Origin of the sequence: Mesorhizobium sp. B2-4-15 (assembly GCF_006658505.1) — a bacterium.
In the GTDB taxonomy this organism is placed as follows: Bacteria; Pseudomonadota; Alphaproteobacteria; order Rhizobiales; family Rhizobiaceae; genus Mesorhizobium.
On record NZ_VFUZ01000020.1, the window covers coordinates 104,745 to 123,155 of the forward strand.

The 18,411-nt window shown below is 61.4% G+C and carries 13 protein-coding genes; 10 read left to right on the top strand and 3 right to left on the bottom strand.

Annotated elements, in window-relative coordinates:
- The first annotated feature begins 127 nt into the window (after positions 1-127).
- The 6 genes from FJ930_RS22210 to FJ930_RS22235 all read left to right on the top strand — a co-directional run bounded on the left by FJ930_RS22210 (position 128) and on the right by FJ930_RS22235 (position 8,280).
- A complete protein-coding gene (locus FJ930_RS22210) occupies positions 128-1,468 on the top strand; it encodes an adenylate/guanylate cyclase domain-containing protein (RefSeq protein ID WP_140744844.1) in 1,341 nt (446 codons plus the stop codon).
- A gap of 158 nt (positions 1,469-1,626) precedes the next feature.
- The gene (locus FJ930_RS22215) at positions 1,627-3,522 is read left to right on the top strand and encodes an ABC transporter ATP-binding protein (protein ID WP_141840104.1); all 1,896 of its coding nucleotides are present in this window, start codon (positions 1,627-1,629) and stop codon (positions 3,520-3,522) included.
- Positions 3,519-5,417, top strand: a complete 1,899-nt coding sequence (locus tag FJ930_RS22220; protein WP_141840105.1) for an ABC transporter substrate-binding protein — start codon at positions 3,519-3,521, stop codon at positions 5,415-5,417. Before FJ930_RS22215 ends, FJ930_RS22220 begins: the two co-directional genes overlap by 4 nt.
- Positions 5,418-5,419: 2 nt before the next feature.
- Positions 5,420-6,418, top strand: a complete 999-nt coding sequence (locus tag FJ930_RS22225) for an ABC transporter permease (protein WP_140744847.1) — start codon at positions 5,420-5,422, stop codon at positions 6,416-6,418.
- Positions 6,415-7,596 (top strand): ABC transporter permease, encoded by a 1,182-nt coding sequence (locus tag FJ930_RS22230; protein WP_141840106.1) that lies wholly within the window; start codon positions 6,415-6,417, stop codon positions 7,594-7,596. Before FJ930_RS22225 ends, FJ930_RS22230 begins: the two co-directional genes overlap by 4 nt.
- Before the next feature lie 204 nt (positions 7,597-7,800).
- Entirely contained in the window at positions 7,801-8,280 is a 480-nt protein-coding gene (locus tag FJ930_RS22235) for a class I SAM-dependent methyltransferase (RefSeq protein WP_141840107.1), read from the top strand.
- Positions 8,281-8,301: 21 nt separating this feature from the next.
- Here FJ930_RS22235 and FJ930_RS22240 read toward each other — a convergent pair whose 3' ends face one another.
- Positions 8,302-9,717, bottom strand: a complete 1,416-nt coding sequence (locus FJ930_RS22240; RefSeq protein ID WP_141840108.1) for an adenylate/guanylate cyclase domain-containing protein — start codon at positions 9,715-9,717, stop codon at positions 8,302-8,304.
- 282 nt (positions 9,718-9,999) lie between these two features.
- Here FJ930_RS22240 and FJ930_RS22245 point away from each other — a divergent pair, with 282 nt between their 5' ends.
- Together FJ930_RS22245 and FJ930_RS22250 are read left to right on the top strand one after the other, a co-directional pair.
- Positions 10,000-10,524: a GNAT family N-acetyltransferase gene (locus FJ930_RS22245; RefSeq protein WP_141840109.1), complete on the top strand. Its 525-nt coding sequence runs from the start codon at positions 10,000-10,002 to the stop codon at positions 10,522-10,524.
- Positions 10,525-10,574: 50 nt separating this feature from the next.
- Positions 10,575-11,960, top strand: coding sequence for a hypothetical protein (locus FJ930_RS22250; protein ID WP_141840110.1), 1,386 nt, complete (start codon positions 10,575-10,577; stop codon positions 11,958-11,960).
- A gap of 34 nt (positions 11,961-11,994) precedes the next feature.
- Here the strand turns inward: FJ930_RS22250 and FJ930_RS22255 are convergent, their stop codons facing one another.
- Positions 11,995-13,767, bottom strand: a complete 1,773-nt coding sequence (locus tag FJ930_RS22255; protein WP_141840111.1) for an adenylate/guanylate cyclase domain-containing protein — start codon at positions 13,765-13,767, stop codon at positions 11,995-11,997.
- A 239-nt stretch (positions 13,768-14,006) separates the two neighbouring features.
- Between FJ930_RS22255 and FJ930_RS22260 the strand changes: the two genes are divergently transcribed.
- On the top strand, positions 14,007-17,306 hold the full coding sequence (locus FJ930_RS22260; protein WP_141840124.1) for an adenylate/guanylate cyclase domain-containing protein: 3,300 nt from the start codon (positions 14,007-14,009) through the stop codon (positions 17,304-17,306).
- Between the two features lie 19 nt (positions 17,307-17,325).
- Positions 17,326-18,006, top strand: a complete 681-nt coding sequence (locus tag FJ930_RS22265; protein ID WP_141840112.1) for a redoxin domain-containing protein — start codon at positions 17,326-17,328, stop codon at positions 18,004-18,006.
- An 82-nt stretch (positions 18,007-18,088) separates the two neighbouring features.
- On the opposite strand, the gene FJ930_RS22270 is transcribed toward FJ930_RS22265, so the two are convergent.
- On the bottom strand, positions 18,089-18,411 hold a 323-nt coding region (locus FJ930_RS22270), incomplete at its 5' end, for a polysaccharide deacetylase family protein (RefSeq protein WP_141840113.1).

The window sequence follows — 18,411 nt, forward strand, 5'->3', positions numbered from 1 at the left end:
ATTCTCACCGCTTTCGCCGCCGTAGTCGGTCCTGTTGACTTCCGGGTCTTATCTTTGGGTCGTCGGCAGACTGTGATATGGCGGATCAAAGGATAATGGGTTCGTTTTCGACAGGTTTCGAGATAGCATGAGCACAGCACAAGCAGAAATTTCCACTATTCTCATGGATAAGGTTGCCGATTGGCTGACCCAGTCGGCGCTGGCGGGCAATGATCTTGAAACGTTGATAAAAGGCTTTTGCGAACGGCTGGCTGCTGCCGGCCTGCCGTTGAAGCGGGTGCATTTGAGCTTTTCGATGCTTCATCCGCTTTATGACGCGCTTGGCTTCACCTGGCTTCGCGGTCAGGGCATGGAAGTGGAAGGCTTTCGCAATAAGGCCGGCGCGCCGTCTGACAGATTCCTGACCAGCCCATACTATCATCTGCTCAGCAACAAGCTCGAACATCTGCGACGTCGGCTCGATCCGTCGGTGCCGTCGGAGTTTCCTGTTTTCGATGAACTCAGGCTTATGGGCGTCACCGATTACATGGCTTTCGTCCATCCCTTCAGCGGCAACGCCAGTCAGGGCATGCTGGGGTCTTGGTCCACCGACAGTGCCGCAGGCTTCAGCGACAGCATGATTTCGGCGCTGCTGCGCATCCAGAGCCATCTCGCGATCGCAACCAAGATGGCGGTGCTCACCAAGCTCGCCGACAACATGATGACCACTTATCTCGGCGGCGACGCCGGCAGGCGCGTGCTGGACGGTCAGATCAGGCGAGGCGAGGGCGATACAATTCGGGCCGCACTGGTGATGGCCGATATGCGTGGGTCGTCCAGGCTTGCCGAAACCTCGGGCCGCGAAATCTATATCGACACGCTGAACCAATTTTTCGATGCCGTTGCTGCACCTTTCAATCGCAGGGGCGGGCAGATCATGAGTTTCATAGGTGACGGCTTCATTGCCGTCTACCCTTGCGAAAGACACCGCTCGCAGTCCGAGGTCGCCTGCCAAGCCGCTCTTGCGGCCGCGCACAAGGCCTCAGCGCGCATGATGGATCTCAACCTGCGCAGAAAGGAGCGGGGGTTGAGCGACATACAGTTTGGTATCGGCCTGCATATCGGTAATGTGATGTTCGGCAATGTCGGGCTTACCGACCGACTCACATTCTCTGTCTTCGGCTCGGCTGTAAACGAGGTCCAGCGCCTCCAGACCCTGACCAAGAAATATCCGCACAGCGTTCTCGCCAGCGAAGACTTTGCCGGCTACTGCGGCGCCAACAGTTGGTTGACGCTCGGCAAGGAGGAACTGCCGGGCATCAAGCATAGGCTGACGGTGCTTGCACCCGATCTGTCGGGTGCTCTTGCCCTCGATGAGGACGGTGCGCTGGAGACGATTTACGACCGAATGTCGGACGCCGAGCAGGTCATGCTGCTTCATCGCGATGCCGCGCGGATGCCGACGGGCGACCCCAGGAAGATCCAGTAGCCGCAATCTGATCCGAACGCCTTTGGCATGTGGTCCGGTCACGGTTCCGCCAGGGAACTGGCGATCGTTTCGAATCCAAGTTGCTCTAGGCTGGCAATGCGATAGTCTCGTTTACTGGCCCTGCCGCCCGGCAGGCCGCCAGAGTGGGCCTGGTGCGCATGAATTCGGGTGTTGATCTGCTGCGGATCGAAGATGTTGGCATCTCTTTTGCCATTATCGGGGGACCGTTGCGTGCCGTCAGGCGCGCGAATCTTCGCGTCCTGCCCGGCAGGGTTACCGCGCTTGTGGGCGAGTCAGGTTCCGGAAAATCGGTTCTCAGCCAGGCAGTGATGGGCATTTTGCCGAACACTGCCCATGTTCACGGCCGTATCCTGTTTTCCGATCCTGAAAAGCCCGGCACGACGCAGGATATCCTGCAGATGTCGCGTGATGGACCGGAAATCCGGGCGTTGAGAGGCAGCCGCATCGGCAAGATCTTTCAGGAGCCGATGACATCGCTGTCGCCGCTGCACACGATCGGCAACCAGGTCAACGAATCCCTGCAAATTCATACGCCTCTAGGTCGGGCGGAGCGCAAGGCGCGGACCGAGGAAATGCTCAGCCTTGTCGGCTTTCCCAATCCCAAGCGCGCCTACGACATGTATCCCTTTGAACTTTCAGGAGGATTGCGTCAACGCGCCATGATCGCCATGGCTCTTATCTGCCGGCCTGCCCTGTTGATCGCCGATGAGCCGACGACGGCACTGGACGTCACCATCCAGGCGCAAATCCTGCAATTGCTGCGCGGGCTTCAGACCAAGCTGAACATGGCGATGCTGCTGATCACGCACGACCTCGGCGTGGTCGCCAATGTCGCCGACGAGGTGGTGGTCATGTACCACGGCGAGATCATGGAAGCGGGACCTGTCGAGGCGATATTCCGCCGCCCGGGTCACCCTTACCTGAAGGGTCTGATGGCAGCCGTTCCGCATTTCGACCTGAAGCCCGGCGAAAGGCTGAAGGCGCTTCGCGAGGTGCCGGTGAATGTCGGGAACCTGCTCGGCAAGCAGCCGGCGCCAGCATCGAAAGGGCCGGACGACATCCTGTTGTCGGTGAGGGATCTGAAAAAGGTCTTCACCATCCGCAAGTCCGGATGGTTCGGCGGGGATCATCAAGCCTCTGTTCGCGCCGTGGACGGCGTGAGCTTCGATATCAGGCGGGGAGAGTGTCTCGGTCTGGTCGGCGAAAGCGGCTCCGGCAAGACCACCGTCAGCAAGATCCTCATGCGGGCCGTCACCCCCAGCGGCGGCTCTGTGACCTTCAATGGCCGCGATGGGCCGATCGACGTCTTGGAGGCCGAGGAGGACGCGTTGCGCACGCTGCGCGCGAAAATCCAGATGATCTTCCAGGACCCGGTTTCGTCGCTTTCACCCCGCATGACGGTGGAGAATATTTTGAGCGAGCCGCTGGAAATCCATCAACGTGGCAATGCCGCGTCCCGTCTCGCCACGGTCAAGAGCCTGATGCAGGCAATCGGGCTCGATCCGCGCTTCATCAAGCGCTATCCGCACAGTTTCTCCGGCGGGCAGCGTCAGCGTATCGGCATCGCGCGCGCGTTGGCGCTGGGGCCTGAACTCCTGATCTGCGACGAGCCGGTTTCGGCGCTCGATGTCTCTGTCCAGGCACAGATCCTGAACCTTCTGAAGGACCTGCAGAAGGAACTGGGCCTGACCTATCTGTTCATATCCCACAACCTGGCGGTGGTGGACTACATGGCGGACCGCATCGCGGTGATGTGCGGCGGGCGTATCGTCGAGCTTGCGCCGCGCGAAATCCTGCTCAGGAAACCGGTCCACCCCTACACGCGCTCACTGGTCGCCGCGGTGCCTTTCCCCGATCTCGACAGGCCGATGGATTTCAAGACGCTGAAGCTCGGCGGCGCGTCCGACACCAGCGCTTGGGGACCGCAATTCCGCGACGAGGGCGAGGAGGATATGCTGTCGCCGCTCGATCTTGGCGGCGGCCACCTCGTGCTGGCCCGTCGTTCGGCCGATGTCAGCGAGCTGCGCCATTGATCAGCCGGCGCACCGTTCTTGGGCTCATGGCTTCGGCATTTCTGCCGAGCACGTCGCGCGCCGGCGATCTGGAGCCGGAATTCCTTCAGCCGCAATTGAAGGCCAGGGCGCTGCCGGCACTCGCCGAGCGCTTGCCCAAGAGCCCGCGCGCGTTGAACCTCGCCGCGATGGGCCGGCAGCCCGGCCAGTATGGCGGCACGCTGCGCACGATCATCGGTAGCCAGAAAGATATCCGGCTGATGACGATCTATGGATATGCTCGCCTGGTCGGCTATGACGAAAAGCTTAAACTGCAAGCCGACATTCTCGAAAGTTTCAACGTATCGGATGGTCGCGACTTCACTTTCAAGATACGGGAAGGACATAAATGGTCTGACGGCAGCCTGCTGACGCCGGAGGATTTTCGCTATTGCTGGGAAGATGTCTGGCTGAACAATGAGCTTTCGCAAGGCGGGCTCCCCCCGGCCCTGCTGGCCGACGGCAAGCCGCCACGCTTCGAGATCGTCGATCCATTAACGGTCCGCTATAGTTGGGACGCTCCCAATCCCGATTTCCTGCCCAAGCTCGCCGCTGCTTCGCCGCTATCGCTTGTCCTGCCGGCCGCCTATCTCAAGCAGTTCCACAGAAAATACCAGGATCCATTCCGGCTAGCCGGCCTGATGAAGGAGAACCGGGCCAAGAAATGGACGCTCCTGCATATCCGAATGTCGCGGCAATATCGCCCGGAGAACCCGGAACTGCCGACGCTCGATCCCTGGCAGAACCGAACCAGGCCGCCGGCTGAGCAGTTCGTCTTCGAGCGAAATCCGTTCTTCCATCGAATGGATGAGAATGGCCGGCAACTGCCATATATCGACCGGGTTGTCATGAATGTCAGTTCGTCGGAGATCATTTCAGCCAAGACCGGTGCGGGCGAGAGCGACCTGCAATGCATGGGAATTGACTTCACCGATTATGCCTTCCTGAGGGATGCGGAGAAGCGCTACCCGGTGAAGATGCATCTCTGGAAACGCACACAGGGCTCGCGGCTGGCGCTGCTGCCCAATCTGAATTGTTCCGACCAGGTGTGGCGTGGCCTTCTTCGTGACGTGCGCGTGCGCCGCGCACTTTCACTCGCTGTGGACAGGCGCGAGATCAATATGGCCGTGTTCTACGGATTGGCGCAGGAAAGTGCCGATACGGTCCTGCCGGAAAGCCCGCTCTACCGGCCGGAATTCGCGAAGGCCTGGGTCGCCCATGATCCTGACCTGGCCAATGCCCTTCTCGACGAGGTCGGGCTTCAGACGCGTGGCGATGACGGCCTGCGGATACTTCCCGATGGACGCCCGGCGCAGATCATAGTGGAAACGGCCGGCGAAAGTACGCTGGAAACCGACGCGCTCGAGCTCATCACCGATCACTGGCGCAAGGTCGGCATCGCCCTGTTCATCCGGACTTCGCAGCGCGACATATTCCGCAGCCGCGCGCTTGGCGGCCAGATCATGATGTCGATATGGTCGGGCATCGACAATGGCGTGCCGACCGCCGACATGAACCCGTACCAGTTGGCCCCCACCACCGACGACCAGTTGCAATGGCCGCTCTGGGGTGCCCACTACTTGTCTCACGGCACGCTCGGTGAAGCGCCCGATCTTCCAGCCGTGGTCGATTTGATGGCTCTGCTGAAGCGCTGGAACGCATCGACCGAAGCCACGGAACGCGCCGAAATCTGGAATTCGATGCTGTCGATCTACACTGACCAGGTGTTTTCGATCGGCACGGTGAACGGAACGTCTCAGCCGATTCTGGCGTCCTCGCGGCTGCGCAATCTGCCTGACAAGGCGCTCTACGGCTACGACCCGACAGCATATTTCGGTGTCTACATGCCGGATGCATTCTGGCTTGGAGAGTCCTGAGCGTGCTTCGATATATTGTCTGGCGCATCGCCGTAATGGTTCCAACGCTGCTGGTCATATCGGCGCTGGTGTTCACCATCATCGAACTCCCCCCGGGCGACTATTTCGACAGCTACGTTGCCGAGCTTAAGGCTCAAGGCGAAGCGGTGGATTCCGACCGCATCGAGATGATGCGGAAGGAATATGGTTTCGACAAGCCGCCGGTCATTCGCTACTTCTACTGGGTAGGCGGGATGCTGCACGGCGATTTCGGTTATTCCTTCGAATATGAGCTGCCGGTCCGCGACGTCGTCGGGGACCGAATGTGGCTCACCGTGCTGGTCTCGTTCGTCACGATCATCTTCACCTGGCTCATCGCCTTTCCGATCGGCATGTACTCCGCCACCCATCAATATAGCTGGGGCGACTACGGCCTGACTTTCTTCGGCCTTCTCGGCCTTGCCATTCCGAACTTCATGTTGGCGCTGATCCTGATGTATTTCGCCAACATCTGGTTCGGCACGTCCATCGGCCATCTCATGGACCAGCAATATCTCGGCGAGCCCATGAGCTGGGCCAAGGCGAAGTCGATCCTCGCCCATCTCTGGATCCCGGTCTTGATCATCGGCACCGGGGGCACGGCCAGCATGATCCGGCGGCTGCGGGCCAATCTGCTCGATGAACTACACAAGCAATATGTCGTGACCGCGCGCGCCAAAGGCCTTCATCCCTTCAAGGCGCTGGTCAAATATCCGCTGCGCATGGCGCTCAATTTCTTCATTTCAGACATCGGCTCTATCCTGCCGGCCATCATCTCCGGTGCCGAAATCACGGCGATCGTGCTGTCTTTGGAAACGACCGGGCCGATGCTGATCAAGGCGCTGCAAAGCCAGGACATGTACCTGGCAGGGTCGTTCCTGATGTTCCTCGCCTTCCTGACGGTCATCGGCGTGCTGATTTCCGACCTGGCGCTGGCGCTGCTCGATCCACGAATTCGTTTGCAGGGCGGCAGCACCAAATGAACACGCAATCGCCGCTGCCTGCTCCGGGTGCTCCACTGCAACACTACGTTTCCATAGCGCCCTTTGACCTGCAGTCGGTCGAGGCGATGACTCCGGAGCAGTCGAAGGTCTTTCAGGCGTCGCAGTTGCGGCTGATGTGGTGGAAATTCCGACGGCACCGGCTTGCCCTTATGTCAGGCATATTCCTGGTAGCGCTTTATTTCAGCATACTGATCTGCGAGTTCCTGGCGCCCTACAATCTGCATACGCGCAACATGGATTATATCTATTCGCCGCCGCAGCGGGTGCACCTGTTCCACAACGGCCAGTTCATCGGGCCGTTCGTCTACGGCCGCCAGATGATGCTGGACATGGACACGCTCAAGCGGAACTACGTCGACAAACAGGATGATGTTCAGCGGATCCGTTTCTTCTGCAAGGGCGACAGTTACCGGCTCTGGGGCCTGATCGAAGGTGACAGGCATTTTGCCTGCCCTGCCGAAAACGGCCAGCTCTTTCTGGCCGGCACTGACAGGCTGGGCCGCGATGTGTTCTCGCGCATCATCTATGGCGCGCGCATTTCACTGACAATCGGCCTCGTCGGCATCAGTTTCAGCTTCCTGCTCGGCATAGTCATCGGAGGACTGGCCGGCTATCACGGCGGCATCTTCGACCTGATCGTTCAACGGATAATCGAAGTTCTGCAATCGATCCCCAGCATTCCGCTATGGCTGGCTCTGGCGGCGATCATGCCGATAACCTGGAGTCCGATCCTGATCTATTTCGGCATCACCGTCATCCTCGGGCTGCTCCACTGGACCGGACTGGCGCGGGCCGTGCGTTCAAAGCTTCTAGCCTTGCGTGAGGAGGATTACGTTCTGGCCGCGCAGTTGATGGGCGCCAGCAGCAGCCGCATTATCCGGCGGCACCTCATTCCCGGCTTCATGTCGCATCTGATCGCGACGGCGACGATCTCCATCCCCGGAATGATCCTGGGCGAGACGGCGCTGAGCTTCCTCGGGCTCGGCCTGAGGGCGCCGACAACCAGCTGGGGCATCCTGCTGACCGAGGCGCGCAGCGTCAATGTGATCGCGTTCTATCCATGGCTGCTTTTGCCAATGCTCCCGGTCATTCTCGTCATCTTGGCGTTCAACTTCCTCGGGGACGGCTTGCGGGACGCCGCGGATCCCTACAAGTGACATCGCTAATCCGCCGCGCGTCGTGCCGCCACTCCACCCGGTATGATCCTTGTAGGCAGCCTGTTCGGTTCATTGCAGTGTTCGTCGTTCGCCTCTATATGCGGCGAGGCTCGATCCGGGTTTAATACGTCGCGCCCGGCTTTCACCCGCGAACCGTTCGCGGGCATTGCCGATCCTTTGAGCTGGTTCAGGAACACAACGCATATGAGTCGCCTCGAGAGTTTCATCCGCAGGATGACTGCACAGCGCGACATTCTCAATCAAGTCTGCGCGGAGGTGGCGAAGATAGAGGGTCCCGTGCTCGAACTCGGCCTGGGCAATGGCCGGACGTACCATCACCTGCGCGAGCGCCTGCCCGGACGTCGGATCGTGGCGTTCGACCGCGCGCTAGCCGCGCACTCCAGTTCAATTCCCGAAGCTGAAAACCTCGTGCTCGGCGAAATACGTGAGACGGCGGGCAGGTTCATTGGCATCGACGCCGCTCTTGTCCATGCCGACATCGGCACCGGCTATCAAGACCGCGATGCGGTGACCGCTACCTGGCTTCCCGATCTGACCGCGCGCCTGCTTCGCATCGGCGGCATCGCGGTCAGCGGCACGCCGCTCGATCACCCGCTGTTGCAACGCCTCACGCCGCCGCCTTCGGTACCCGCCGATCGCTATTTTATCTGCAGGCGCGTGTAAGGACCGAGGCGACCCAAGCCCTCAGGGGATCGTATATATCGCTATTTCCCGCTCAATGCCGCGCAGCGAGACCTCGTGGGGCACGGGCGTCAGCGCGTTCCTGTGCAACAGATCGGCGGTGAGAGTATCGTCGACCACCGCACGAGTGGCGAAGATCGCCTGTGCATTGGCAAGGTTCTGCACCCGCGAGGCTATGTTGACCGTCTGGCCGAAATAGTCCTGTCGCTCGTTCATGGACACGGCGATGCAGGGGCCGGCATGGACTCCGATCTTGAGCAGCAGGTCCTCGCGCCCGCTCTTTTCGTTGAGCGCACGCATGGCTTCGCGAATCCTGAGGGCCGCGGCAATCGCACGATCAGGCGTCGCGAAGGTCGCCATCACCGCATCACCGATCGTCTTCACCACGGCGCCTGCCTCGGCCGCGACGATCTCGTGCAGAACCTGGAAATGCTCGCGCACGAGATCGAAGGCCGAAAGATCACCCACCCGCTCGTAAAGCGCCGTCGATCCGCGCAGGTCGGTGAACAGGAAGGTCAGGCTGGTGATCTTCAGGCGTTGGTCGATGTCGAGCGTGTCCGTGCGGTAGAGATCGCGGAACGTCTGGTGGGTGAGCAGGCGCTTGGCGGTGAGGAAGGGCCGGCGTTTGCCGAGCAAATCATGCAATGCCTTGCCGGCGATGAAGACCGTCGGCAGCACGCGGGTGTCGGTCCTGTTTTCCAGCGAAATGCGCAACGGGCCGGGTTGCATCTCCAGCGTCTGGCTCTGGACATGATCGCGGTCGAAGACCAAAGAAAGGCTGCGGCGCTCCTTTGTTGGTTCACCCTTCCCGTCGATGAACTGCACTGAATGGGTGACCGGCTCGAAGACGATGACGAATTCGGGCGGCAGCTGTACGGGCAGAACCGCCTTTTCACCGGGCGCAAGCTCGATATCCTCCAGCGAGATCTCTTCCATCTTTTTCGCGAAATCCTTATCCGGCAGATCGACGCCGGATGCCCAGTAGATCTGGCGGAAATATTCCATCAACGGCAGCTCGTGTGGATTGTGGGCGGCAATCCTGCGTATGCGGGGACTGACGGTGAATGTCACCTCGACCATCTCGTCGAGCGTCGGCGAATATCCCTCGGAACACAGCGTGCAGGTGTATTCGTCCTTCTGCAGGGTCTTTAGCGTGGCGTTGGTGTCGAGCACGCCGCCGCAGCCTGGGCACAGGACGTTCCAGGAAATGTCGAAGATGCCCACCCGCGCCGCATGCAGAAAGGCGCTTATGGCGCGCTCCTCGTCGAGGCCATGCTTGCCGGCGAAGGCCGGCACATTGATGCGGCAAAGTTCGCGGTCCTCGGCCTCGGCGATGGTTCGCTCGATCGCGTCGATTGCCCTTGGATCGACATCGGTCGATTGCCGCAGAAGCGAGAACAGATCCTGAGCTTCGTTCATCGTGCAGGCTCCGGAAAATGCGCCCCAAGGCGTGTTGACCGGACCGCTCTTTGGTCCGAGGGCCCATTTTACCTCGAAACGTGCCGCACGGCCATTCGAATAGACAGGCCTGGTGACAGTTCAATTTCCATTCGGCCGATTCTCACCGGCCGCAAGCGGCACGATGACGGTCCATTGGCATTCATCTTTGAGACTGTCGCACTCATCTGTTGCAGAGACGGCTGGATTTTCAGGTGACGTCCGGTGCATCGTGGCGGGCCGATTGCCCACGCCGGGAACACCATGACCAGCACGACCTCGCCATCCTCCGAGAAAATCCAGCCGCTGCTCCGATCCGTCCGGCCAAGCGATGCGGAGGCGCTTTGCGCCATCTTCAACATGCCGGGCTTCCGCTGGGGCACGTTCAGGATGCCCTTCGAGAGGGTGGAGCAGGTGGAGCGGCGCATCGCCAAGTCCGGCCAGGAAACCACCTGGATCGTCGCGGAGCTGGACGGCAAGGTCGTCGGCCATGGCAGCTTGGTCGTGCAGGGTTCGCCGCGCCGTTCGCATATCGGCGAGATCAATATCGGCCTTGACGATGGCTTTGTCGGCAAGGGCATCGGCTCTGCCATTCTCGGCGCGCTGCTTGACGTGGCCGACAATTGGAGGGCCCTGAAGCGGGTCGAATTGGCCGTCTACGCCGACAACGAACCGGCCATCCGTCTCTACACAAGCCACGGCTTCGAGGTCGAAGGTCGGCATGTGAAGGCCGGTTTTACCGACGGACAGTACCACGACCTCCTGAGCATGGCCCGGCTGCGGTTCTAGGCCCCGCTGTTTCCCTTGGCGTTTGCATCACAAGCGGCTAGACGGAACCAATGACCGCCGCCTTTGACCGAACCCCTGCGCCTCCGGCGGAAATTCTGGCTGTGCTGTCGCTGCTCTGCCCGGAAGTCGTGCGTGACATCGAGCATAACTGGAATGCACCGGTTTCCGACTATGCCCGCCATCTGTGGCGGCCGGTGGCAAGGCCTGCATCCGGCCCGGCGATCGCTGCCCGCTCGATCTTGCGTGAAGTCCTGCATCAGCGCCTCGGTGCGGTCATGCAACCTGAGGAGATCGGCAAGGTCCTCGACGAGTTCGAGCACAGACCGGTGATTCAGTCCGGCCTGCACTGCCTGCTTCTGATGGACCGGATCACCTTCGATGCCCTGCTGCTTGCCTGGCTCGGCGCGGTCGAAAACGGACTGTCCGCCTTTGTCGGCTTCATGGGAACGACGATGACCATGGAGACGATTGGCCGGGAGGGGCCGGGATGGCTCGATGTCGGCGACGACAAGGTCAACCTGTTTGGCATGGGGCGCCACAAACTGTGCCGCAAAAGCGCCTGCGTGGCCGGTCCCGTCACCCTCAACAAGCGCGGGCTCGAAGCAGTGGGCGATGAAACGGATGCCAGCCGCTGGCTGGGCACGTTGCTTGCCAGTCAGGACAAGGTGTTTGGAACCGCCGCCGATGCGCTGACAGCCCTCAACGAGGATCTGTTCGCCAATTGGGATCGTTCCGGCATGGCCCTGCCGGTTTTCATCGACGACCGGCTCGCCGGCGCTGCCATGGCGCGGCATCTGGACTCCGACGACAACCTTCTTTCCAGGCTGCTCATCGAGCCCGCGAGACGCCAGCGTCTCGACCATGCCTTGCAAGAGGCCGCATCGAGCCCATTTGGCAGATTCCTGCCCAATGCGACGGACTATTTCTGGGGCATCCGCGAGGAGCGCGTGCGCAAGCTCGTCCTCGATAACGGTCACCTGATCGAGCCTGAACGACCGCATGGTCTTTGCATCCCGTTCGAGCGGCCGCATCTCAGGCAGGCGCTGCTGGACGGCGTGCTGCTGCCGAACTTGTTCCTGATGTTCCTCGTCCTTGCCATATTGCCGCGCGTGCGGGTTGTGGGTGGCCTGAGGCAGATTGGTTATGTAGCGCTTTTCCACTCGATCCTGCTGGCCGTGCTGGATGAAAACGCGCCGGAAGAGCGCGATCTGGCCGCGGAGCTGCAGGTTCGGGAAAATGCCTGGGGCATGGGGGTCATCGATGAAAAGATCTCGGTCCGCGAACAGCTTGCCGCCCTGCCGGAAGGGGCGCTCTTCCCGGACCTGCTCCGGCAATACCGTTCGCGGACATTCGCCGAGACGACCGACGACCTGAAACTGGTTCGCGAAAACCCCCGATGGTGCAAGGTCGGCCGGGCAGTGATGAAGGCGACCTGAGCCTCAAGGCCTCATCTGGACATGACCTCGCCTGTCACTGCACGATTCCGGCCTTGCGGAGCCCGTCCACCACGAGCTCGAAATCGGCAGGGTTCTTGTAGGGCAAGATCTTGCGGCGGTATTCCAGCGAATAGTCGGGATTGACGCGGAGTACCTCCTGCCATGCCGCGCGGGCCTCGTCGAACCGGCCCAGATGGCCGTAGCTGGCAGCTAGAAGCGCGCGCGAGACGTCGCTGATAGGGTTGCGGCTTAACCGCTGCTGCAACAAGTCGACGGCCGTTTCGTACTTTTCCAGCTGAAACCACGCCAACGCCTGGAAATGCAGGAGCACGTCTGGAAAATAGGGGTTCAAGGCCGTGCCGCGCTCGAACCACTGTAGCGCCTCCTCGGATCTGCCCGAATAGTGGAGCGCCTCGCCGAGACTTACGTACGCTTCGGCGAAGTTCGGATTGAGGACTATCGCGCGCTCAGCCTCGCTGATGGCTCCGTCGTGCCGACGTGTGTAAAGGTAGACCAGACCGAGCGCCCAATGTGCCAAGGGGTCGCCATCATCCACTGCTACCGCCCGCGTCGCAATCTCGGCAGCTTGCTCCATCGATCTCGGCGGCGAGGCACTCCACCTGTTCAAATAGTCGAGCCCATGAGTGAGAGCCAGAAAGGCGTGCGCCGAAGCGAAATTCGGGTCCAGTTCCACGGCACGTTTCAGAACGTCACGGGCGGCAATATTCGTTTCCTTCGTCAGCCGGTGCCACAGCTCCCGGCCTCGCAGGAAACAATCATAAGCCTCCACGTTGTGGGCGTGCTCGGGCGCCAGCCGCTGCCGGTCGCCATCCGTCAAATTGACCGCGAGCGCGCCGACGATGTGCTGCGTCACGTCATCCTGAACGGCGAAGATATCGGTCAGGTCGCGATCGAACCGCTCCGCCCAAAGATGGCCGCCCGAGGTTGCATCGATGAGCTGCGCGGTGATGCGCACCCTGTTGCCCGACTTGCGTACGCTGCCCTCCAGCACGTGCCGGACGCCGAGCTTCGTGCCCACCTCCTGCACATGGACGTTCTGGCCCTTGAAGGTGAACGACGAATTGCGGGCTACGACGAATAACTGCGACAGCTTCGAGAGCGCCGTAATGATATCTTCCGAGATACCATCGGCGAAGTAGTCCTGCTCGGCGTCGCCGCTCATGTTGGCGAACGGCAGGACCGCGATCGACAGCTTCGGCGGCGCTGCCGCCTCAGGCCGGACCGCCGCGGTATCCGAAGTCGCGGGCACCTTGGCCCCGGCGGTGCCGACCTGCAGCGAATAGATCCGGATGGGCTCGGCGATGTTCTTGAGCTTGGTATTGCCGAGATCGCTAACGGAGAGGTCGAGCCTCGCCTTGACCTGGCGATAGGCATCTTCTGACAGGCAAATGGCGCCCGGCGCCGCGACGCCCTCCAGACGCGAGGCGATGTTGACCCCGTCGCCCATCAGATCGCCGTCGCTTTCCTCGACTACATCCCCCAGATGGATGCCGATCCGGAATTCGATACGGCGATCCTGTGACACGCCGGCATTGCGCTCGACCATGCCGTTCTGCACCTCGACGGCACAGCGCACAGCATCCACCACGCTGCGAAACTCGACCAGCGCCCCATCGCCTGTGCGCTTGATGACGCGTCCGTTATGCACGGCGATAGTCGGATCGATCAGGTCGCTGCGCAGTGCCCGCAGCCTTGCCAAGGTACGATCTTCGTCCGCGCTTGCGAGTCTGCTGTATCCGACCACATCCGCAGCCAGGATTGCGACGAGTTTACGGTTCTCGCTCATGATCCGTCTCCTCATCTCCATGATAGCAGGAAGACTGAGCCAGGAGGGAACTTTCGCAAAATGGCAGCCACCCAGCCGCCCGATCCGCAGCGCTCCGCCGCCGGATCCATACGGATCGTTCGATGCCATTTGCACTGCCGCTTGCCGGCCGACGGCGATCGGTTCATCCTTGTGAAGACCGTGGCGGTGAAGTGCGCAGCGAGATCATGCCGTCACGGCCCATAGTGAGGTCTTGTTCTATGGAGTGTTCGGGCTGCGGATTCGAGATTGAGGGCGGTTACGCCTTCTGTCCGAGGTGTGGCAGGCGCCAGCCCGTGCCATGCGCCAGTTGCGGCTATCCCTGCGCGCCTGATTTCGAGTTCTGTCCGAAATGTGGGGCAAGCGTCGGTGCGCACGCAAAAGGCGTCGAACGGCCTGCTCCGACACCAAGCCGGACCATTGTGCCGCCTTCTCGAACCCCGTCGCTGCTTTCGAACATCGAAAGCGAAGAAGGGCTGCATCCTGTCTCCGACGCCGATCGCCGGACGGTGACGGTGCTGTTCGCCGACCTTTGCGGCTTCACGACACTCAGTGAGCAGCTCGACCCCGAGGTCATGCAAACGCTGCAGAACGAACTGTTCAAGGAATTGACGGCGGCCGTGCGAAACTTTGGTGGTTTCGTCGACAAGTTCATCGGCGATGCACTGCTCGCTCTGTTCGGTGCACCGGTCGCGCATGAGGACGATCCGGAACGTGCGCTTCGCGCGGCTCTCGACATGATCGCCCGGACGGCGCGGCTCGGCGAAAGCGCTCCTCATTCCGGCTCGCCTCTGTTGCTCCACATCGGCATAAACACGGGTCCGGTCGTCACCGGCGGATTGGGCATCGGCACCGCCAAATCCTATTCGGTGACCGGCGACACCGTGAATACGGCGCAACGACTGCAATCGCTGGCCGCACCGGGTGAGGTGCTGGTAGGCGAGCTCACCCACAGGTTGACCCGGCATGCCTTCTCTTACGAGTCGCTCGGTGATGTCATGTTTCGCGGCAAGGCTGGAAGTGTGCTCGTCCATCGACTGGATGCACCGCTTGCGGCGCCGCGTGCAGCGCGTGGGCTCGAGGCGCTCGGCCTCAGTGCGCCGATCATAGGTCGTGGCGCGGAGCTCAATAGAATGCTGGCGAGCCTTGACCAGGCGTGCGGCGGCTCGGCCCAACTTGTCCGCCTCGTCGGCGAAGCCGGTATCGGGAAATCGCGGCTGGTCAAGGAGTTCGTCGCCCGCGTCGGCGACGAGGATCGTTTTCGCAATGTCGCTGTGCGGCAGGCCACGTGCTCACCGCTGGGCGAACAATCATTTGGCGCCTTGGGCGCAGTGGTGCGCAGCGCTGCCGGGATGATGCAAAACGACAGTGGCGATGAAATGCGCGGCAAGCTTGCAGGCTTGCTCGGCGATCTCGGCCTGCAGGGCGAGGAGGCGAAGCGGCTGATGCCGTTGCTCTACCATGTGCTTGGCCTTGGCGACCCCGATGCCACCTTGCAGCATGTGGAGCCAGAGCAGTTGCGGCGGCAAATTCTCTACGCGGTCCGCACAATCATCGAACGGCGGCTTGCGTTGTCGCCGCTGTTGATTGTCGTCGAAGACCTGCACTGGGCCGACGCCGTGTCGCTCGAGGCGCTACGTTTCGTGATGGACAGGTTGGAACGTACGCGCTTGATGTTGCTGGTCACGCATCGTCCAGCATCGGACCACGGCCAGCTCGACTCAAGTCGGGTCAGTCACACAGCGCTCAGGCTTTCGCCGCTCAACAATAATGACGGACGCACCCTGCTGGCGGCGCTTTTCGGCGAGAGTTGGGTAAACTCCGCAGGCGGGCTTCTCGACCAGATCCTCGAGCGCGCGGGCGGCAACCCCCTTTTTGTAGAGGAGATCGTTCGCGGCCTTATCGATCGCGGTGTACTGATGCGCGAGGGCCAGCAATGGCGGACTGTGGCGGGCGAAGTCACAACCGGCATTCCCGCCACTATCCAGGCAATGTTGCTTGCTCGCGTCGACCGGCTGCCCCAAGAGGTGCGCCGGTTGGCCCAGGAAGCTGCTGTAATCGGCCCGCGCTTCGATGCCACACTTCTGAAATCCGTGACAGCCGAGCCCGGCCGGCTGGAAACCGGCTGCGAACTGCTTTGCGATGCGGAAATCATTGAGGAAGTTGCCGGATCAGGCTCGGTCTCGTCGCAAAGCTACCGCTTTACGCAAACGCTGCTGCAGGACGTGATTTACCAGAATCTGCTCCTGCAACGCCGGACCGACATCCACGGGCGGGTCGGTGCTGCCTTGGAGCAACTGTGCGGCGACAAGCCGGAACGGCTCGAGGATTTGACCGTGCTCGGTCATCATTTCGCACAGAGCGCCGAGCGGGAGAAGGGCGCGCATTACCTGCAGGCAGCCGGCGATCGCGCCCGCATGATATATGCCAACGACGACGCCCTTCGTTTCTACGAGCGAGCGCTGACTGCGTTGGGTACGATCGGGCAGGCACCGCTCAAACTGGCTATTGCAGAGCGCATTGCCGATCTGAGCGGCCCACTAGGCCGCCGCGAGATCGCGCACCACCACTACGAGACGGTGTTGCACGCATACCGCGAGTCGGCCAATCGTATCGCTTCGGCACGAGTCTTGCGCAAGATCGGTCGGCTGCTCTGGGACGTCGGCAAGCGGGACAACGCAGAATCCCGCTATGCTGAAGCGGCAGCGCTCCTCGATGGGGCGGATGCGCCGGTCGAGCAGGCGCATCTCTGGCAAGAACGTGGCCGACAGGCGTTCCGTAGCGGAGATAACGCTCTCGCGGCAAAATGGGCAGACGCGGCGCTGGATTGCGTACGCAATCTGACGACGGAGCATGTCTCCGAGGCAGGGCGTGATGCCACTCTTGTGACCGCCGAGGCACTCAATACCAAGGCTGTTGCGTTGGCTCGCCTTGGACGAAACCATGAAGCCGTGCGTCAGGTTGAGCGTAGCATTGAATTGGCCGAAGCCGCCGGCCTGCCGGGCGCTGCCTGCCGCGGCTATACCAATCTCGGCGTGCTTTACACGACCATCGATCCGGCACAGGCGATGGAGGTCTGTCGGCGCGGTCTTGAAGTGGCGCGTCGTATTGGTGATTTGGGTTTCCAGGCGCGCCTCCTCGCCAATCTGGCGGTCGCTTGTTGTACTTTCACGGATCGCTGTCCAACGGAGGGCGTGCCTGCTGCCGAGAAGGCCATCGAGATCGACCGGGCGCTCGATCAGCGTGAGCACCTGCCGGTGCCGTTGATCGTGCTTGGGCAGATCCATCAGTGCAACAGCCGCCCGGAGCTGGCGGTTGGGTTATTCCACGAAGCACTGGACGTAGCCCGCGAAACGGGCGACCCCCAACTGCTGTTTCCGTGCTATGATGGCCTCGCAACGCTTAATCTCGACCTCGACAATCTGATCGAGGCCGAACGCTACTTTTCCCTGGCGCAGGGTATATGCGCCCAGCACGGGCTCGACCCGGAAGCGCTTGTGGTGCTGCCTTTTCTCGACTAGCCGGGGTTGGAGGTTGCAAATGTCCGCGCAGAGTGACTTGGTGCCGCTTCAACCGGGCGACCGTGCGCCGAATGTTGTACTCGATGCCATTACCCAGGAAGGCAAGATCGCGCTGGACGACTTTCGCGGACAAAAACCCGTGCTGGTCGGCCTGTTTCGAGGTCTGCATTGTGCGTTTTGCCGGCGCCATATCGCCGCCCAGGCGCGGCTCGATCCGGAGCTGCGCGAAAGGGGCGTGGGGAGCCTGACGGTGGTCAACACGCCCATCGAGCGGGCACGTCTCTATTTCCGCTACCACCCGATGCCGAACCTGCTCGCGGCCTCCGACCCTGAGCGCGCTTCACATCGTGCCTTTGGACTGCCCAATCTCGAATTCACCCAAGACGAAACGAGCTGGCCCTACAAGGTTTCGATGGCAACGGCGATGGCTATGCGGGTCGATATGCCAGGCGAGATGCCCGGTCCAATGGATCCTTTTGCAGCCAGCGCATTCCTCGACAAGAAGGACCATTACGAAGTGACCGAAGCCGACGAGCAGATGATGGCAACGGGACACGGACAACTGATCGGTCAGTTCCTGCTGGACCGGCAGGGCATCGTTCGCTGGAGCTTCACGGAGGTTCCAGAGGGTGGGCGATACATGTTTGGGGCGCCAAGCCCTCGGGAGCTGATGTCAGCCGTGTCCCAAGTCGCCCAATAGACTTGCGAACGCGGTAAACGGCGGGAGCTGAACAAAGCTGAAGCAATTCAGATGTTGGGCTCGACAAGCCAGACTTCACCGTTCATTCGAGTGCGGCCTCCAGAATGGCGACAAAGTCATCGAGCGAGCGGTCGCCGCGAATCTCGATGCGGGGGAGGTCGATCGGATCGCTGTCGAGGTTCGCCGGACCGTGCCTGCCGCCGAAGCCGGTTCGATAGCCGCACTCCCTGGCCAGCCGGCCAAGCCGCCGGTCGGTGACGGAGAAAGGCGCCGCGAACGTCGTCGTTGGCCGGCCGGTCCATCGCTCGATGAACATGCGGGAGCGCAAAAGTTCGGCGGCCAGGTCGGAGCTCGACAGACCGTCGATGGCGCGATGCGTCGCCATATGGCTTCCGAAGAACGCAC

Bases quoted from the DNA above. Each gene is read 5' to 3' on its own strand.
- FJ930_RS22210 (WP_140744844.1), top strand. From the start codon at position 128: ATGAGCACAGCACAAGCAGAAATTTCCACTATTCTCATGGATAAGGTT.
- FJ930_RS22215 (WP_141840104.1), top strand. From the start codon at position 1,627: ATGAATTCGGGTGTTGATCTGCTGCGGATCGAAGATGTTGGCATCTCT.
- FJ930_RS22230 (WP_141840106.1), top strand. From the start codon at position 6,415: ATGAACACGCAATCGCCGCTGCCTGCTCCGGGTGCTCCACTGCAACAC.
- FJ930_RS22235 (WP_141840107.1), top strand. From the start codon at position 7,801: ATGAGTCGCCTCGAGAGTTTCATCCGCAGGATGACTGCACAGCGCGAC.
- FJ930_RS22240 (WP_141840108.1), bottom strand. From the start codon at position 9,717: ATGAACGAAGCTCAGGATCTGTTCTCGCTTCTGCGGCAATCGACCGAT.
- FJ930_RS22245 (WP_141840109.1), top strand. From the start codon at position 10,000: ATGACCAGCACGACCTCGCCATCCTCCGAGAAAATCCAGCCGCTGCTC.
- FJ930_RS22250 (WP_141840110.1), top strand. From the start codon at position 10,575: ATGACCGCCGCCTTTGACCGAACCCCTGCGCCTCCGGCGGAAATTCTG.
- FJ930_RS22255 (WP_141840111.1), bottom strand. From the start codon at position 13,767: ATGAGCGAGAACCGTAAACTCGTCGCAATCCTGGCTGCGGATGTGGTC.
- FJ930_RS22260 (WP_141840124.1), top strand. From the start codon at position 14,007: ATGGAGTGTTCGGGCTGCGGATTCGAGATTGAGGGCGGTTACGCCTTC.
- FJ930_RS22265 (WP_141840112.1), top strand. From the start codon at position 17,326: ATGTCCGCGCAGAGTGACTTGGTGCCGCTTCAACCGGGCGACCGTGCG.